The organism is Providencia sp. PROV114 (assembly GCF_032704305.1).
GTDB lineage: Bacteria > Pseudomonadota > Gammaproteobacteria > Enterobacterales > Enterobacteriaceae > Providencia > Providencia rettgeri.
In genome coordinates, this window is record NZ_CP120528.1 from 141,911 (window position 1) to 159,789 (window position 17,879).

Annotated in this window: 16 protein-coding genes and 2 pseudogenes; 14 read left to right on the forward strand and 4 right to left on the reverse strand. The window is 36.9% G+C overall.

Annotation, left to right across the window (positions count from 1 at the left end):
* Nucleotides 1-271: 271 nt before the first annotated feature.
* The 9 genes from P3L37_RS00615 to P3L37_RS00655 all read left to right on the forward strand — a co-directional run bounded on the left by P3L37_RS00615 (nucleotide 272) and on the right by P3L37_RS00655 (nucleotide 8,324).
* Nucleotides 272-661, forward strand: coding sequence for a helix-turn-helix domain-containing protein (locus P3L37_RS00615; protein WP_004263121.1), 390 nt, complete (start codon nucleotides 272-274; stop codon nucleotides 659-661).
* Nucleotides 662-743: 82 nt separating this feature from the next.
* Nucleotides 744-1,307, forward strand: coding sequence for a fimbrial protein (locus tag P3L37_RS00620; protein WP_004266219.1), 564 nt, complete (start codon nucleotides 744-746; stop codon nucleotides 1,305-1,307).
* Nucleotides 1,308-1,373: 66 nt separating this feature from the next.
* Entirely contained in the window at nucleotides 1,374-1,919 is a 546-nt protein-coding gene (locus P3L37_RS00625; protein WP_238562716.1) for a fimbrial protein, read from the forward strand.
* A 29-nt stretch (nucleotides 1,920-1,948) separates the two neighbouring features.
* Entirely contained in the window at nucleotides 1,949-4,480 is a 2,532-nt protein-coding gene (locus P3L37_RS00630) for an outer membrane usher protein (protein WP_110731512.1), read from the forward strand.
* Nucleotides 4,481-4,493: 13 nt separating this feature from the next.
* Nucleotides 4,494-5,243, forward strand: a complete 750-nt coding sequence (locus tag P3L37_RS00635; protein ID WP_004266216.1) for a fimbria/pilus periplasmic chaperone — start codon at nucleotides 4,494-4,496, stop codon at nucleotides 5,241-5,243.
* A gap of 8 nt (nucleotides 5,244-5,251) precedes the next feature.
* Nucleotides 5,252-5,869 (forward strand): fimbrial protein, encoded by a 618-nt coding sequence (locus P3L37_RS00640; protein ID WP_110731511.1) that lies wholly within the window; start codon nucleotides 5,252-5,254, stop codon nucleotides 5,867-5,869.
* Between the two features lie 39 nt (nucleotides 5,870-5,908).
* The gene (locus P3L37_RS00645; protein WP_109912304.1) at nucleotides 5,909-6,475 is read left to right on the forward strand and encodes a fimbrial protein; all 567 of its coding nucleotides are present in this window, start codon (nucleotides 5,909-5,911) and stop codon (nucleotides 6,473-6,475) included.
* Between the two features lie 13 nt (nucleotides 6,476-6,488).
* Nucleotides 6,489-7,490 carry a fimbrial protein gene (locus tag P3L37_RS00650; protein WP_004266213.1) on the forward strand — a complete coding sequence of 334 codons (1,002 nt, stop codon included), beginning with the start codon at nucleotides 6,489-6,491 and terminating at the stop codon, nucleotides 7,488-7,490.
* Nucleotides 7,491-7,784: 294 nt separating this feature from the next.
* Nucleotides 7,785-8,324 carry a DUF2058 domain-containing protein gene (locus P3L37_RS00655; protein ID WP_272667466.1) on the forward strand — a complete coding sequence of 180 codons (540 nt, stop codon included), beginning with the start codon at nucleotides 7,785-7,787 and terminating at the stop codon, nucleotides 8,322-8,324.
* A gap of 102 nt (nucleotides 8,325-8,426) precedes the next feature.
* On the opposite strand, the gene P3L37_RS00660 is transcribed toward P3L37_RS00655, so the two are convergent.
* Nucleotides 8,427-9,116 carry an RluA family pseudouridine synthase gene (locus P3L37_RS00660; RefSeq protein WP_004266211.1) on the reverse strand — a complete coding sequence of 230 codons (690 nt, stop codon included), beginning with the start codon at nucleotides 9,114-9,116 and terminating at the stop codon, nucleotides 8,427-8,429.
* A gap of 189 nt (nucleotides 9,117-9,305) precedes the next feature.
* On the opposite strand from P3L37_RS00660, the gene P3L37_RS00665 reads away from it, so the two are divergent.
* The 4 genes from P3L37_RS00665 (at nucleotide 9,306) to P3L37_RS00680 (ending at nucleotide 14,029) form a co-directional block, all read left to right on the forward strand.
* The gene (locus tag P3L37_RS00665; protein ID WP_042851702.1) at nucleotides 9,306-9,782 is read left to right on the forward strand and encodes a cold-shock protein; all 477 of its coding nucleotides are present in this window, start codon (nucleotides 9,306-9,308) and stop codon (nucleotides 9,780-9,782) included.
* Nucleotides 9,783-10,152: 370 nt separating this feature from the next.
* A complete protein-coding gene (locus tag P3L37_RS00670) occupies nucleotides 10,153-10,893 on the forward strand; it encodes a MurR/RpiR family transcriptional regulator (protein ID WP_109912305.1) in 741 nt (246 codons plus the stop codon).
* 194 nt (nucleotides 10,894-11,087) lie between these two features.
* Nucleotides 11,088-12,644 carry a PTS transporter subunit EIIC gene (locus tag P3L37_RS00675; protein ID WP_004266208.1) on the forward strand — a complete coding sequence of 519 codons (1,557 nt, stop codon included), beginning with the start codon at nucleotides 11,088-11,090 and terminating at the stop codon, nucleotides 12,642-12,644.
* Between the two features lie 14 nt (nucleotides 12,645-12,658).
* A complete protein-coding gene (locus P3L37_RS00680) occupies nucleotides 12,659-14,029 on the forward strand; it encodes an adenylosuccinate lyase family protein (RefSeq protein ID WP_004266207.1) in 1,371 nt (456 codons plus the stop codon).
* 72 nt (nucleotides 14,030-14,101) lie between these two features.
* Here the strand turns inward: P3L37_RS00680 and ytfE are convergent, their stop codons facing one another.
* Complete coding sequence (gene ytfE / locus P3L37_RS00685; protein WP_004266206.1) at nucleotides 14,102-14,764, reverse strand: iron-sulfur cluster repair protein YtfE; 663 nt, start codon at nucleotides 14,762-14,764, stop codon at nucleotides 14,102-14,104.
* Between the two features lie 62 nt (nucleotides 14,765-14,826).
* A pseudogene (norV, locus tag P3L37_RS00690) lies at nucleotides 14,827-16,020 on the reverse strand (anaerobic nitric oxide reductase flavorubredoxin); the annotation flags it as partial.
* A 181-nt stretch (nucleotides 16,021-16,201) separates the two neighbouring features.
* Here norV and norR point away from each other — a divergent pair.
* On the forward strand, nucleotides 16,202-17,716 hold the full coding sequence (norR, locus tag P3L37_RS00695) for a nitric oxide reductase transcriptional regulator NorR (RefSeq protein ID WP_110731509.1): 1,515 nt from the start codon (nucleotides 16,202-16,204) through the stop codon (nucleotides 17,714-17,716).
* Nucleotides 17,717-17,751: 35 nt separating this feature from the next.
* On the opposite strand, the pseudogene P3L37_RS00700 reads toward norR, so the two are convergent.
* Nucleotides 17,752-17,859 (reverse strand): annotated as a pseudogene (locus P3L37_RS00700) (TetR family transcriptional regulator); the annotation flags it as partial.
* Nucleotides 17,860-17,879: the final 20 nt, after the last annotated feature.

Sequence of the window (17,879 nt, forward strand, 5' to 3'; positions counted from 1 at the left end):
TTTGTCATTAACAACAAAAAGTTATCATTCATGATTTTATTTGCAATAAAACTAGCTAGTTAAATTATCTAGTTTTACCATTTTTATTTATAAATTAAAGATTTTAATTCTGACGATTCTTATATATAAAACAATTTACCTAAAACTTATTTAACGCAACATTTTGATTTATTTTGTTGCGTTTTTTTTTGCATTTCAAAAAATAAATTGTTCACTTTATAAGCGGTTCTGATTGTTTTGCCACATTACACAAGGCTTTAATTGGTGAGATATGAAAAGTAATAAATTAAAGACCAGTATAGATAGCTTTCAGAAAATACTAACTGAACAAATTGGCATGGAATTATCGCATCTTAGAAAAGAGAAAGGGCTTAGTGGTAGTGATCTAGCTAAAAAATTAAAGATATCACAACAACAAATATCTCGTTATGAAAGAGGAATATGTAGCATTAATTGTGGAATGCTATTTTCAATTTTATTTTATCTAGAAATTAGCCCGAGTGCATTTTTTGAAAGTGTATCATTGAAAATAAATGAAAAAAATCCTAGTGCTAATTCATTTATTCATAATAGTGAATGCTTATCCGATGAAAAGGATAACTACCATTATATTTTTAATCGACAAACAGAAATTATTTTAAATTCTTTATACAGCAAATAGTTATTTTAAAAATAATAAATTCTAACTATGCCCTACATCATGTTGGGTAATCATCACGTTGTTATATATAAATGAGGTTCAAATGAAAAAAGTATTTTTAGCCGCGCTAGTTTCTGCCGCTATTGCATCTCCAGCACTTGCTGATCAAGGGCATGGTAAAGTCACATTTAAAGGTGAAATCATTGATGCACCTTGCTCAATTAGTTCAGATTCTATTGACCAAACAGTATGGTTAGGCCAAATCGCTAACTCTGTTTTAGCGAATGGTGGTACTTCTAGCGCGAAGCAATTCAATATTGAATTGGAAGACTGTGTATTCCCGAAAGATGCAGATGATAAAGTGTACAACGATAAAGTGAGTATCACATTCTCTGGTGCTAGCGCTGCTTTCAACTCTAAATTACTCGGTGTAACAGGCTTAGATGCAACAGACCCAACTATTGCTGGCAACGTGGGTATTCAATTAACGGATACTAATGGTGCAGCGTTAAATATGGGAGTTGCAACAGCTCAAGAACACCAATTACAAGCGGGTGATAATACATTGCGTTATAGCGCTTATGTACAAGGTGCAAACGTTGCGGTTGATAAAATTCCATTAGGTAAATTCGAAGGCGTAACTAACTTTACCTTAACTTATAACTAATTGATTAGTTTAAGAGGAATACCTTTGTGTTCCTCTACTAATCACCAAATTAAGTCAGAGGTTAAAGTGAAAGGATTTATCTATTTGCGAAGAAAAGTATCTTCTCTATTTCTTCTAACATTATTTCTTTCGCCACAAATGGCTGCATCATCTCATGGATGGGGAAAAGTCACGATGAATGGCGAAATAGTCGATACTGCCTGCGCAATAGATATTGGGTCTAGGGATCAGACCATTAATATGGGGGTGCTTCCAACAAGCTATATTCGTGAAGTTGGGAAAGGCCCCATAAAAGAATTCAATATTAAGCTCATTGATTGTCGTTGGGAAAAATATTCGAAAGATAATAACGAATGGAATTCACTCGAAGTCACTTTTGATGGTCCATCAGAAGGTGATTTTTTCACACTCTCGGGTGAAGCAAAAGGAGTGCAATTGGCATTGCATGATATATCGGGATATTCCATTACACCAGGAAAGCCATTACCCGCATTAGGAATTACGCCAGGGACAATGATCCTGAAATATCAAATGCAATTAGTCACCAATTATCATCCTGTTAAAGCGGGTAATTACCAAACCTTATTAAGGTTCAAGGTCGATTATTATTAATTCTAAGAAATTATATTGGTGTTTTAGGGATGTTTTTTATGTTTTTTAAACAACACAAAATAAATATAATAACGACAACGATAATGATTACATTTGGATCATTATCCGCTCAGTTATATGCTGCCGATACCATACAATTTAATACGGCATTATTTGATTTAGAAGACAAAAAAAACATTGATATTAAGCAATTCTCACGTGCAGGCTATATTATGCCTGGTATTTATCCCCTCAAAGTACAAGTAAATAAAGAAACTTTACCTGAGCAACGGTTTTCATTCTATGCGCCAGAAAACGACCCTGAAGATAGCCTCGTTTGTATCACACCAGAACAAGTCCAGCAGCTAGGATTAACAGCTAGTTCGTTGAAGCAAATTACGTGGTGGCATAATAATGAGTGTCTTGATTTACGCAGTTTGCCTGGCTTTCAAGCTCGAGGGGATTTATCTGACTCTACGTTGTATCTGAGTATACCTCAAGCCTACCTTGAATATAGAACAGCTAACTGGGATCCGCCTTCTTTGTGGGATGAAGGAATTTCAGGGGCTATTTTAGACTACAATATAAACGCAAGAGCGAATAAGCCTCATGATAACAATAGCAACTATAATGTGACAGCAAATGGTGTCGCAGGTGTGAACCTTGGTGCATGGCGCTTTAGGGGAGATTGGCAGGGGCGTGCTCAACGAGAAACTGGCTCGAATAGTAAAAATGAGCATGACTTTCAATGGAGCCGACTATACGCCTATAAAGCGTTAACCAGTATTAAAGCGAAATTGACCTTGGGTGAGGACTATTTTAACACCGATTTATTCGATAGTTTTCGATTTACAGGTGTTGGCTTACGCTCTGATATCTTAATGTTACCACCTAATTTACGTGGGTATGCACCTGAAATAACAGGTGTTGCTACGACAAATGCGACGGTGATTGTTAGCCAACAAGGGCGAATTATTTATCAAGAACAAGTCGCCGCGGGTCCTTTCCGTATTCAAAATTTAAGTGATGCGACGACGGGAAAACTGGATGTTCGAATCGAAGAGCAGGATGGTTCGGTTCAAGAATATCAGGTTGAAACAGCCAATATCCCTTATTTAACTCGACCAGGTAGTATTCGATATAAACTAGCGATGGGTCGCCCAACGGATATGGATCATCATGTCAATGGAGATACATTTGCGAGTGGTGAAATGTCGTGGGGTGTCACTAATGGTTGGTCATTGCTTGCTGGTTCATTAAATAGCCAAGACTATAATGCATTCAACGTGGGTGTCGGTCGTGACTTATTGGCATTTGGTGCCTTATCTTTCGATATTACGCATTCTATTGCAAATATTCCTAATGATAAAAAACTCACAGGTAATTCTTATCGAATAAACTATTCGAAACGTTTTGATGACTATGATAGCCAAGTTCAGTTCGCAGGTTACCGATTCTCAGAACGCAGTTTTATGACTGTAACCGATTTTTTAACGGCTAAAGATTCAGGTGAGCGTCAAGGTAGTAATAAAGAAATGTATGTGATTTCTTTAAATAAAAACTTTAGAGAATCGAGAATTACAGCTTATTTAAACTACTCGCACCAAACCTATTGGGATAAGCCAGAAAGTAATCGCTACAATTTAATGGTGACAAAAACCTTAGATTGGGGAAGCCTGAAGAATATTAATATTTCGTTATCGGCCTATCGTAATAAATATAACGAAACAAATGATGATGGCCTGTATATCTCAGCTTCAATGCCTTGGGGAAATGGTGCAAATATTGGTTATTCATTACAAGCAACACGGGATGATACTGTTAATCGAGCAACCTATTATGACAAATTGTCAGATAGAACCAATTATCAAGTCAGTGCAGGTTCGACCAACAAAGGTGGAACCGCAAGCACCTATATTACCCATTATGGTGATAATACTAAGTTAACTGCGAATGCCAGCTATATTCATAATAATTACACATCATTTGGGGTAGGGGCACAAGGCGGATTTACCATGACTTTAAATGGTGCGGATGCTCATCGAGTCTCAAATATTGGCGGAACTCGTTTGCTCATTGACACTGATGGTGTGGCTAAAATTCCTGTATCAGACCGAGGGATACCTATTGCATCAAATGCATTTGGTAAAGTGATTGTCCCTGATTTAAATAGCTACTACCGCAGTAAAGTTAAAGTCGATTTAAATGCATTACCGAATAATGCCGAGGTAACGGATTCTATTGTTCAAGCGACATTAACAGAAGGCGCGATTGGCTATCGCAAATTTAATGTGTTGTCTGGTGAAAAGATGATGCTTTCAATGCGTATGTCTGACGGTTCTGCACCACCATTTGGCGCTCAGATCACGAATTTGAAAGGAAAAGAAACGGGAATAGTCACTGATAATGGATATGCCTATGTTAGTGGTATCAACCCAAATGAAGTCATGATTATTCATTGGGGTGGTGAAGCACAATGTGAAATTAATTTTCCTGAAAATTTAGAAACAATTAACCAAGGATTATTTATTCCTTGTAAACCATTATCAAATAAACGTAATAAAGCAGATAATAATCTGTAAATGATTGATTGCTATGAAAAAATTAACTAATTTATATATCAGTACTATTTTATTAAGCAGTTTAGTTAGCGGAAGCGCATTCTCGGCAATTGCTTTAGATAGAACCCGAGTTATTTTTAATGGCGATCAAAAAAGCGTTTCAATTACTATTACTAATAAAAATAACCAGCTACCTTATTTGGCTCAAGGGTGGATTGAAAATATTCAAGGGGTAAAAATCACTTCACCGTTTGCTGTATTACCGCCGGTACAGCGAGTTGAACCCGAAAAATCAAGCCAAGTCCGTATTGAGGCGCTTCCTGAAATTAGTCAGTTACCTCAGGATAGAGAAAGTGTTTATTACTTTAATTTAAGGGAGATCCCGCCAAAAAGTGATAAACCGAATGTTTTGCAATTAGCGTTACAGAGCAAAATTAAATTATTTTATCGTCCTAAAAGTATCATGCTAAGCGAAACAGAAATGCTGAATAACCCTTGGCAAGAAAAAACACAGCTTATTAAGCAAGGTGACCAATATATCATTAAAAACCCAACTCCCTTTTATATCACGATTATTGGTGCGGCTGAGCGAAAAAATTCACCGGTAAATCAGAATTTTAAGGCAGTTATGGTTGCACCATTTAGTGAAGAAAAATTAGGAGTTCCAAGTTCTACTGTGGGGGCAAATCCGGTATTGACCTATATAAATGACTATGGTGGCCGGCCAAAACTTCAATTTAAATGTCAAGCAAATACATGTCAGGTTGTTCCTGAAAGTAAATAGAGAGGAAAATGATGATTAATCAAAAAAGCTTTTCCTTACTCTTTGGATTATCTCTCATATTTTATTCAGCTGTGATATATGCGGCCTCAAATAATGCCTTTTATAACACAACAGGCAATTGGGATGTTGAAGGTGCAAATGGCAAAATTTTCGTTTATGGCTCATTAACGGAGAGTGCATGCCATTTATCGATGGATTCTGCATTTCAATCCGTTGATTTAGGAAATATTGAAACTGCATCATTAAAAACAATTGGCGCCCAAGGCCACAAGACGCCGGTAAACATCGAGTTATTGGATTGTATCGAAACCCCAACGGTTTTGAGAAACAATAAATCCGGTAATGTCACATGGAGTCTTTCTCAGCCAGGTATGAAAATTAGGTTTATCACGCCAGTTGTCCCTTTTAGGCCGAACATAGCGAGAGTTGAAGGTGTGAATGGGCTTGGATTACAGATAACTAATCCTAAAGGAAAAGAAATTGCTTTTGGTGAGTACAGTGAACCTGAGCTTATTTCTCCGGGGCAAAATATTTTAACTTATTATGTAACTCCCGTAAGAATCGCAGAAAAATTACAGGCTGGAGCTTATCGAAGTGTTATTTCTTTTCAAATAACGTATGAATAATCTTAATAGATTTTCTGATATAGCATTGAAGGTATTTATATGAATAACTTAAATTTCAATTTTTATAAATTTAAAAAAATAATACTCTCGATGCTATTAAGTTTGTTATTTTTTCCGTTACCGAGTCAGGCAAAAAATGGTCAAATCGGTGAAGTTAAGATACGAGGACAACTTGTCGCAGAAGCTTGTACAGTAAGACCTGGTGATGAAAATATCATTGTGGACTTTGGTACTATTGTTAATAAATACCTCTATATTAACCAAAAAACACCACTTGAAAATTTTAATATTCATTTAGATGACTGTGATAATAGTATCTTTAGAACGGTGACCGTTAAGTTTACAGGAAGCGAAAATACCCATTTACCAGGCCTTCTTGCATTAGATTCTGGCAGCATGGCTTCGGGTATCGGAATTGAAATCTTAGAATTTAGTGGTAAAAAAATTCCTATTAATAGTATGACGCCTGCATACAATTTAGAGAATGGCACGAATATTTTAAGTTTTAATGCGAATGTGCAAGGGGAACCTGATGCAATAAAAAATAAAAGTATTGCGTTTGGCCATTTTACTGCAACCGCTATTTTTAGTTTAATTTATGATTAAGGTATCAGTAACAATGAAGATGTTAATATTACTTCTCGCAACCTTATTATTTTCCCCGACTATTTTTGCTTTCCAGTGTAAAACTAATGGAGGACAAGAGGTTGGTGGGGGAACACAAAGTATTTATGATGTTCCTCTAGATAATGATATTTTTGCTGTACCTAATCGTATAAATGAATTTGCGGATGTGAGTGATTTTATGACCTGCCGTAATGAAGCCCCTAGTGCTTATGTTGATTATTTAAATGTGACTGGTGCTGACCTTGGTCCCACATTTAAGAATAACCCAGAATTAAAAGCGGGAGTGGTCGTGCGTGGTGCTTACTATTTAGCACCATTTAGCGGTAAAGAAATTCAAGTATTTCGTTTAACCACAGCAAGTGAACCTTTACAAATTAAATTATATTTACAGGTAAATGTTAAACCAACGCCATCAGTTTTGGTAAGAAAAGGCGATTTGCTGATGACGTTAGATCTCCATAAATATGCGACATTTGTAAATAGTAATCAGCATATTGACCATGCTTATTTTAAATGGAATTTCTACGCAGGTAATGATGTAGTTGTTGGAACGGGTACGTGTGATATCAATGATAACCAAATCATCATTGTTGATTTTGAAACAGTAAATGCATCGGGTATTTCAACAGTGGGAAGTGCAAGCCGTTTTCAACGTAACGCAGAAATCACTTATAGTTGTGAAGATAATAATCTGACAGCGCCAATAAAGATGATTATTAGCGGAGAAACTTCGACTTTTTCATCTGACGCTTTACTTGTTAGAACTGGAGATATTGGTAGTCAAGGTCCTATTATGCCGGGATTAGGTGTTGAGATTTATCATCAAGGGCAAAGAGTTTCCCCTATGAATGGGCATTTCGATTCAAAAATAGAAAATGGGCATGGTAGAGACACACTAATGTTTACGCTAGTTAAAAAACCTAATTTATCGCCAAATGAATTGATAGAAGGCCAGTTTAGTTCAGCAGCTACCATTATTATGTCCACTCCGTAGTTATTGAAATAGAGAGGTTTTTATGTGGATGAAAGCCTCTATTTTTTCTCATCAGCTCTCTATGGTTACTGAGTAAATCGTGCCTATAAAAAATCACAATATATTGATGGTTTTTTATAAACACATTTTAGATTAGACAAAATAAGTTAAACACGCCGAATTTTGAATTATCCTCGTTAGCATATTTTCTTAAATAACATCACATAATTTCTCTATCAATGAAGCTCAAAGCCTATCAGGTCTCAGCGGCTAAAGGTATAATCACATAATTATCTGATAGATTTAGAGGCGAAGATGGCAAAACTCACCTTACAAGAGCAAATGCTAAAAGCAGGATTAGTCACCAGTAAGAAGATGGCTAAAGTGCAAAGAACGGCTAAAAAATCACGCGTTCAAGCGCGTGAAGCAAGGGAAGCCGTAGAAGAGAATAAAAAAGCACAGCTTGAACGTGATAAGCTATTAAGCGAACAGCATAAGCAAATGGTGCAATCCAAAGAGTTTAAAGCGCAAGTTAAACAACTTATTGAGATGAATAAAGTTGATATTTCAAAGGGAGATATTAGTTTTAATTTCACCGATAACAATGTGATCAAGCAAGTTGTTGTAGATAAAATAACACAAACACAATTGATCAGCGGTCGTCTGGCGATTGCCCGTTTAGCGATTGAGAATAGTGATAACAATGAGTATGTGATTATCCCTGCAAGTGTAGCGGATAAAATAACCCAAAGGGATGCGGATAGTATCGTACTCAATAATGCGCTCAGCCAAGAAGAACAAGATGAAGATGACCCGTACGCGGACTTTAAGATCCCTGACGACCTGATGTGGTAATATTCGTCATAACTTAAATTGAAGTACGGCTAGCGATGTGCACTTACAGGGCAGAGCAATTTATTTTACCAGTCATAAAATGAGACAGTGGTTACTTGGGCGTTAAAACGGGCTCGCACAGCGAGTATTAACGCTTTCTTGGCTAATGGGATGAACAAAATGCAGTTCGCTGGCGTGCAACATGAGCCGAGATGCATGCTCTGGTATTTGGCCCCCATATAGGTCACAGCCTAATATAGGGTGACCTAATTGTTGGCAATGGATACGAAGCTGATGCGTTCGACCCGTTTCTGGAATTAATTGGACTCGGGTTACTGGAAGCAATGTGCCATTATCTAGTGGGTGATACAGACGTTCAATCACGTGATAGTGGGAGCGGGCAGGTTTGCCATTAATTTCGCAAAGAGACATGCGAGGAAACAGTGCTGGGTCTCTTGCTATTGCAGCATCAATGATACCCTCATCATCAGTTAAGTGACCACAAAGTAGAGCTTGATATACTTTAATTACCGTTCGCTGGCTAAATTGTTGGCTCAGAGCGGCATTCACTGCTTTATTACGTGCAATCACCATTAATCCTGAAGTGCCAAAATCGAGTCGGTGAACAAGAGTACATTCAGGGAAGATTTGTACTAATCGGTAATGCACTGAATCTAAGTTTTGTGGGTTTTTTCCAGAAAGGCTTAGTAGGCCACTCGGCTTATTAATAAGAGCAAGATGTTCATCCTGGTAGATAATTTCTATCTTACCGTGGCAGGGCGGCGCAATAAAGGTGTCGATGATTTCAGTCATTAGCCTTTCCAACAAAGAATAGCGGTTGATAATAACCAATTTTTAGTATGCAGGCGAATGCTTGCTACTTGCATCACGTAAATTTATCACTCAGACTAAAAGTAAAGCCGTAGTCTGCACACGCATTGTGCTCTATACTGCGCGTTGTAAAAACTGAATCAATAAAAGATTAATTAGGCGGTAATGGCGATGAATGGAACGATCACAACATGGTTCGAAGATAAAGGTTTTGGATTTATCAAAGATGAGAATGGCGATAACCGTTATTTTCATGTGGTTAAAGTTGCCAACCCTGAGTTGATTAAAAAAAATGCTGTAGTCACTTTCGAACCGACGACAAATAATAAAGGGTTGTCTGCATTTGCAGTCAAAGTCATACCTGAAAGCAAATATATTTATATTGCGGGTGAGCGCATTAAGATTACATCTATAAAATCTTATCGCGTTTATTCGGTGGACGTGCCTGCCGATACACGTATTGATAAAGAAAATACTGTGTTATCTATTGGTGCATTGATGAACAGCATTAAACCTAAATCAGATAAACCGGACCAAATGCGCTCCTTGAAAAAATTAGAAATTAGCACATTACATGGTACTGCTTTAACATTTTCGGAAGATGAAATTGATATTGATGAAGCTGTGAAGCAACTCAAATTTAAGTGATTTTTTGTAAGGCAAATAGCGCTCAAGGGAAGCGCTATTTGCTTGTTTATCATGTTATTCTTTCTTCTACTATTCAGTACTAGAAAGCATCAGATTGACGACGAGCTCCCTAGTGAGAACACTCAATGTACCGTGTTTGTAATGGTGCTGATGAAGTAGCTGAATTATTTGTATAAAAGGTATCACAAAGGAAACAACCTATTGTGATACCAATTTTTCCTCGATTACTGTCGCATTTCACAAAAATCACTTCTTAAATTCAACATCGGTTGCTCATTTAACGTATAATCAATCGATTGGTTGCCTATATTGACTTTATTATCATAAAAAGAATGACTTCTGGGTTAATTAGGCTGATTAAGGGGGGGATATGTTGGATTTCTTAAAAAATTACGATAATTTAACCATTAGCGAAAAAAAAGTTTTAAAATACCTGACTGATAACATTACGGATATCCCTTACTTAAATATTAATGAGCTGGTTGCTAAAACCTTTGTTTCTAAAACAGTTATCATTAATTTATCGCAAAAATTAGGGTTTAGTGGGTTTAAAGAGCTTAAATTTCAGATTAATAATTATATTTTAACAAAAAATAAGACTGAAAAAATTATCCCGTCATCTTATAAAAAACAACTCGAAAAAAATATTAATAAAAGCTTTACGTTAATTAATGAAGAGCAAATTAGTGATTGTGCTAAAATACTACATAAATCGAGAAATATTTTTATTGTTGCAAGAGGAACAAGCAAAGCGGTTGGTTATTACCTTGAGCATTTGCTATTTGCGTTAGGACTACACTGTTTTTTCATTAATGACTACAATTTATCTGACTCTTTCACTCGATTAGTTAGCAAAGATGACACTGTCATTTTTATCTCGCTATCTGGTGGAACAAAAAAAATTATTGAAACAGCAAAAATTGTGCAATTAAAAGGGGCGAATATTATTAGCATGACCGCTTTTAATACCAATGAATTAACCACTTATACTGATAATACTCTGTTTTGTTTTGCCGATAATTTTGATACTAAAAGGGATGATACCAAATCCAGAATTGGCTTTTTTATTTTAGTTGATTTACTTATCAATGAATTAGAAAACCTACTTTAAACTTCCTTTTTTACTTCCTAAAAAAATTTCACCTGTCTTTCATTTTTATTTTTGGCAATGAGTTTTGTATTAAAATGACCTAGGTCATTAATTATGACCTAAGATAATTTTTAAAACCGTGACATCATTTCTTTTATAACCCCCCCAAGCTAGTATGCCTTTAATTCTAATAATAGAAGTCATAAGGAAACAGTATGGCCAGAAAAAAGTTTGGTGAATCTATTCAACGCTTTGGGAGAACATTACTCCTTCCGATAGGTGTATTAGCCCCTATTGGTATGATATTGGGTATCAGTGGTGCATTAGTGCAGACTTATATGATTGCACGTTTTCCTTTTCTTGGAAATGAAACTGTTAATGCATTACTTGTCAGTATTCGTTCAATCGCAGGTGTTATTTTTGATAATATTCCCTTGCTCTTTGCAATGGGTGTGGCCTATGGGATGAGCCATCGAGATAAGGGGATTGCTGTCTTTGCCTCGGTAGTCGGTTACTTATCGCTGATCATCACCATGAATATTTGGCTAGTCCTTACCGGCAAACTTGCAGACCCTGCAATGATGGGTCAAGTGGGACAAATTAAAGTTCTTGGCATACAAACTTTAAATATCAGTGCTGCCGGAGGGATTATTACTGGTTTGATTGCCGCTTGGGCCACCGATAAGTTTTATAACCTTGAGTTACCGACCGCATTCGCTTTCTTTTCCGGTAAAAAATCCGTTTCTATTATTATGATAGGTTTAATGATTGGAGTGGGGGCGTTATTACCGTTTATTTGGGAAGTATTAGTTCAAGGTTTGATGAAACTCTCTGCGGTATTTTTAAGTCCAGTGGGGCCATTTTTTACGGCAGGAGGTGAACGCTTATTTATTCCATTTGGTTTACACCATGTATGGAACGTTTTGTTTAGATTCACTGAAGCGGGTGGTACTTATATTATTGATGGCCAAACCTTTGTTGGCGTTGTCCCTGCATTAACTGAAGTACTTTTTAACCAAGGCCCGGATAGCGAATATTGGGCGATGATGCCAAGTTTGACTCGCTTTATGGCGCAGCAACAAATGTTGGTTACATTGTTCCTCTTCCCTGCGATTGCTCTTGCTATATATAAAACATCGAAGAAAGAAAACCGCGCAGAAGTGAAATCCATGCTTGTCACCATGGTATTAACGGCAATGCTTGGTAACGTCACAGAGCCACTCGAATTTACCTTCGTATTCATTGCGCCATTACTGTATTTAATTTATGCCATTATTGTCGGTATTGGTGCGGTGTTACTTTCATTGGCTGAGGTTGGTATCGGTTATATTCGTGGAACCGTCTTTGATTTTACTATCTTTGGTCTGCTGTACGAACACACTAACTGGATCTTCCTTGTTATTATCGGTAGCTGTTTAGCCGTCGTCACTTACTTTATTTTCTACTGGGCAATTATTAAATTTGATATTAAAACTCCTGGTCGTGAAGAATCTAGTAATCTGAAAAATACTTTAATTAAAGAAAAACGCTACGGCGAAATCGCAGAAATTTTAATCCAAGCATTAGGTGGAAAACAAAATATTCGTAACGTAGATAACTGTATTACTCGTATGCGTATTGATGTTGGAGAAGTTAACCAAATTGATAAAGATTTAATGTTGGAATCAGGATGTACCGCATTCTTCTTTCCATCGGCAAACCACGTCCATGTCGTATATGGACCAAAGGTTGAGTTCGTTCGCAATGCTGTTGATGAAGCAATGAAGAAATAAAGAAAGGATACGAAATGAGAGCATTATACGATTCTAAAAGTAAAACTATTGATGACCGTGGAATTAAAGACTTATTGTCTGATGAAGCAAAATATTCTACTTGGTTAATGTTTGAATCCATGTTGGCCCAAGCTCAAGCTGAACTGGGATTTATTCCTCAATCAGCGGCAAATGAAATTAAAGAAAAGGCCGTAATCGAAAATATCGATTTTGAAGAAATGAGCCGTATTTACCAAAAAATAGGCCATGGTTTCGTACCTTTCTTAAAGGTTTTAGTGAATGCTTGCTCTGAGGAAAGCGGTAAATATATCCATTATGGAATTACCACACAAAATATTCAGCAAAGTTCACAGCTGTATATGATGAAAACCGTACACCATAAATTTATGTTGTTATTGGGTGAAATCATCGAAAACTTGTCGAATCTGGCTGAAAAAACCAAACATATGGTGATGCCGGGAAGAACCCATGGGCGTCATGCAATTCCGATAACCTATGGCTATAAGGTTTCAGTGTGGATCAGTGACTTTATTGACTGTTATCAGCGAATGAAAGAGTGTGAAAAGCGCGTGTTCACTATTATGATGGGCGGTGCAGTTGGCGCTTTTAACTCGATGCCTGAGGTTGGAATGGCGGTACAAAAACGTGTCGCTGAACTGGTGGGGATGGAAGCCATGGAAGTACCATCCAGAAATTTGAGCACCCATAAACTTGAATATATGGCAAATTTAGCGCTAATGGCGAATATTTGCCATAAAATCGGCGAAGAGGTCTATAGCACAACGTTAGAAGAAATTGCAGAAGTTTCTGAAGGGTTTACCAAAGGAACAGTAGGCAGTAGTACTATGCCACATAAAATAAACCCAAAACTGGCAAAGGGAATTATTGCTAACTCGCAGAAATTATATTCCTTACCAAGTGTTGGTATGTATTCCGCGGTAAGGCCTTATGAAGGAGATAGTAGTTCTTATATGTTATTTGATGGGTTAATCGAAGAAGCTTTGGAATTAACCACAGAAATTTTATTAAGAACAGAGGAGCTTTCGAGGACGATTGTGCCACATGAAGAGAGAATGCTTCATAATGTATTGAGAAATAAAGGTCTTGATAATACTGAATATGTCATGATGAAGATGGCGGAAAAATTAGGTAAAGATAAAGCTCATTCCCTTCTGTATGAAGAAGCTATTAAAACGGCAGCGGATGGGGAGGATTTCTACACTAATTTAACCAAAAACAGTGTGATATCAGCAGCGTTCAGTAATGAAGAAATTAAAGCCATGCTCGACCCAAGGTCTTATATTGGGTTATCTGTCGAAATTGCTGAAAAAGAAGCAAAACGTGGATTAGCAATTGCCCAAGAAATTAAGCAACAATATCAATAGGTATTTTTAGTATATTATATAAAAATATTTAAAATAACGGCCTATCTATTATATAAATAGGCCGTTATGTGTTTATTCGCCAGCGAGTGCTCTTGGGAATAATAAATTATTTTCTAGGTTAATATGATTCATTAAGTCATCAATCAATTCATTGATACCATTATACAATACACGCCAGGTAGTACAGGCTTCTGGTGGCGGTGTGACATTATCGGTAATGCCTTTAATAGCCTCTAAGATATCACCAGCATCATCATGTTCTTGTTCCATCACGCTAATTGGCGCTGCTGCATTTCGACCCATTCCGTTTTTTATCAAAGGGAATAAAACGCGTTCCTCTTTCATCATATGGCTAGTTAATTCTTCCAGTAATGCTTCTAAGTATTTTGATAAACCTTTTGGCACGCTTGGCTTATTTGCATGAACGCGTTCAACTTTTTGTGCTTGTAAAATAAGCTCAGGTAATTGTTCTCTATGCCTATCATGATAGCGAACAATGATAAAATCGATAATTTCACCGAGCGGTGCTTTACGCCAGTCTTTTTCTAACGTTTCTGTGGCTAATTTAGCTAATTGGCTTTCTAATAGGTCTATATCTAAATTTAATTTTTCTGCACTACGGCTGAGAGTCTGTTTTCCACCACAACAGTAATCCATATTATATTGGCGGAATAAAGAAGAGGCTCTAGGAATAGATAATGCGAGCTGTCCAAGTGTTTTATCTCTAAATTGCATATGAGGTATCCTCTAAAAAATCATAAAATTCTGATGCTACTTTGTTAGTTAATTTATGCAGGTAATGCCCATTGGCGAGCAATATTACGTCCATACTCACGGCAGTCATCTAATGTTTTTGTGTCTGGTTTCCATTTTGCTTTTAAAGATAATGCGGTATCAAAACCGGCATCCATCAAACGTGTTTGAACACGATCAACAGCGCCACCATTCCAGCCAAAACTCCCAAAAGCAGCGGCTTTTTTATTTAAAAAACGTAAGCCAGTAATTTCTTCAAGCATACCTGCTATTTTGGGCATCATGACATTATTCATGGTTGAGGTACCGACCAACGCCGCCTTGGAGCGGAAAACATGAGTAATAATGTCGTTTTTATCACTGCGTGCAACGTTAAATATTTTAACGGCGACGTTAGGGTCGGCTTCATTGATGCCTTGAGCGATTGCATCCGCCATTAAACGGGTATTATTTGACATGGTATCGTAGAAAATAGTGATGCGATCTTCTTGGTAATCGGCTGCCCACTTCAAATATAATTCAATGATTTGATTTGGGTTATTACGCCATACTACCCCGTGTGACGTGGCTATCATATCGACAGGTAGGTTAAAGCCTAAAATTTCATTTATTTTTGGCGTTACTAAACGGCTAAATGGTGTAAGAATATTGGCATAGTAGCGCTGGCATTGCTCAAATAATTCATTTTGGTCGACCTCATCATTAAATAATCGCTCATCACAATAGTGCTGCCCGAAAGCATCATTACTAAAAAGCACTGCATCTTCAGTAAAATAAGTCATCATACTGTCAGGCCAATGTAGCATTGGAGTTTCAATGAAAATCAATTGCTTATTGTTACCTATATTGAGCGTATCGCCTGTTTTAACGATCTTAAAATTCCACTCAGGATGGTGGTGGTGACCATTTATTGAATCAATAGCATTAGCGGTGCAATAGATCGGGGTATTAGGAATAAAGCGCATTAATTCAGTTAATGCACCGGCATGATCTTCTTCTGCGTGGTTAATCACGATATAGTCAATATCATTTAAATCAATTTGTGAACGTAAGTTTTCAACAAATTCACGACTAAACTTATGATCGACAGTATCAATAAGGACATTTTTTTCTTCGCGGATTAAATAACTATTATAACTACTTCCCTTTAATGTTTTATATTCGGTTCCATGAAAGTCACGTACTTCCCAATCACGTTGACCCACCCAATGAATATTATTTTTTACATGAATCGCCATATTAATTTTATCCTGTATTTTTTAAAGTATAGGAAGATATAATCAATATTCATGCCAATATTTAACCAATTGATTTTTAGATAAATTTAAATAAATATTTTTAATTTATAGTCATAATGACTGTATCAATAATCGTCATTATGACTATACTTGTTGTCAAATTGACTATGGGGAGTAGATCATGGGTTTTTCTGTTGAAGCATTAGCAAAGATCGCAATAGAGTTACAAGATGGTATGGAACATGCAGATCGGTTTCAGCGTTTGATTACCACATTAAGGCAATCATTAGGGTGCGATGCTTGTGCGTTATTGCGCTATGAACCAGGTCAATTTATTCCCTTAGCAATTGATGGATTAATGGCTGATGTTTTAGGCCGCCGATTCTTTTTGGCGGGACACCCTCGGCTTGAAGCAATTGCAAGAGCTGGCGATGTAGTACGTTTTCCTGCGGATAGCCAGCTCCCTGATCCATACGATGGGTTAATTCCTCATCATCAGCATCTAAAAGTCCATGCTTGTGTCGGCTTACCTTTGTATGCGGGGCAAAATCTTATTGGTGCATTAACATTAGATGGCATGGAACTTGATCAATTCGATGCATTTAGCAATGAGTCACTTAGGTTAATTGCTGCATTAGCTGCTGGGGCATTAAATAATGCATTACTTATTGAACAGCTTGAAAACCAAAATATATTGTCGGGTAAACCTATACGATTTAAACCTTCAGGAGAAACCGAAATCATCGGTTTATCTCTTCGTATGCAACAATTAAAAAAGGAAATCGATATTGTTGCTGCGTCAGAATTAAATGTTCTGGTTAGCGGAGAAACGGGAACAGGAAAAGAATTAGTTGTTAAATCCATTCATGAAAAATCCCTTCGAGCAGAGTATCCTCTTATTTATTTAAACTGTGCGGCATTACCTGAGAGCGTGGCAGAAAGTGAATTATTCGGCCATGTTAAAGGGGCTTTTACGGGAGCAATTAGTCACCGTAGTGGTAAATTTGAAATGGCGGATAATGGCACTTTATTTTTAGATGAAATTGGAGAGTTATCATTAGCATTACAGGCAAAATTACTGCGAGTATTGCAATATGGTGATATTCAACGTGTTGGTGATGACCGCAGTTTACGCGTTAATGTCCGTGTATTAGCGGCAACTAATCGTGATCTACGTGAAGAAGTATTAGAGGGGCGGTTTAGGGCAGATTTATTCCATCGTTTAAGCGTGTTTCCTCTACTTGTTCCCCCATTAAAGGAACGTGGTGAAGATATTATTTTATTAGCCGGATATTTTTGTGAGCAATATCGTCAGCGTTTTGGCTTATCTAGTGTGGTACTGAGTTCTTCATTACAACGGTATTTACTCAACTATTCATGGCCTGGCAATGTACGTGAATTGGAACATGCGATTCATCGTGCTGTTGTTCTTGCTCGTGCCTCAATTGACACTGGCGATATTATCTTACAGCCTCAATATTTTATCTTTGATAACAATGAGTATGAGTTTACGGAAACCTCAAAGAAAGTAATACCATTAACTAAAAACTTACGTGAAGCAACAGATGACTTTCAGCGTAAAGTCATTACACAAGTACTGGAACAAAACCATCATAATTGGTCTGCATGTGCTAGAGAATTATCTTTAGATATTGCTAACTTACATCGACTAGCTAAACGACTAGGCCTGAAATAAAGTATTAAGGGCATCGTAATGCTGCCCTTAGAATCTTAATTTTCTAATCCATTAATAATAAGCTGTAGCCCGTCAGCAAATTTCAAATCGTAGTTATTAGCAAACAACATTTCTTTGGCTTTCCATGTATAGGGATATTTATCTTTAGATAATTGGTTAAACT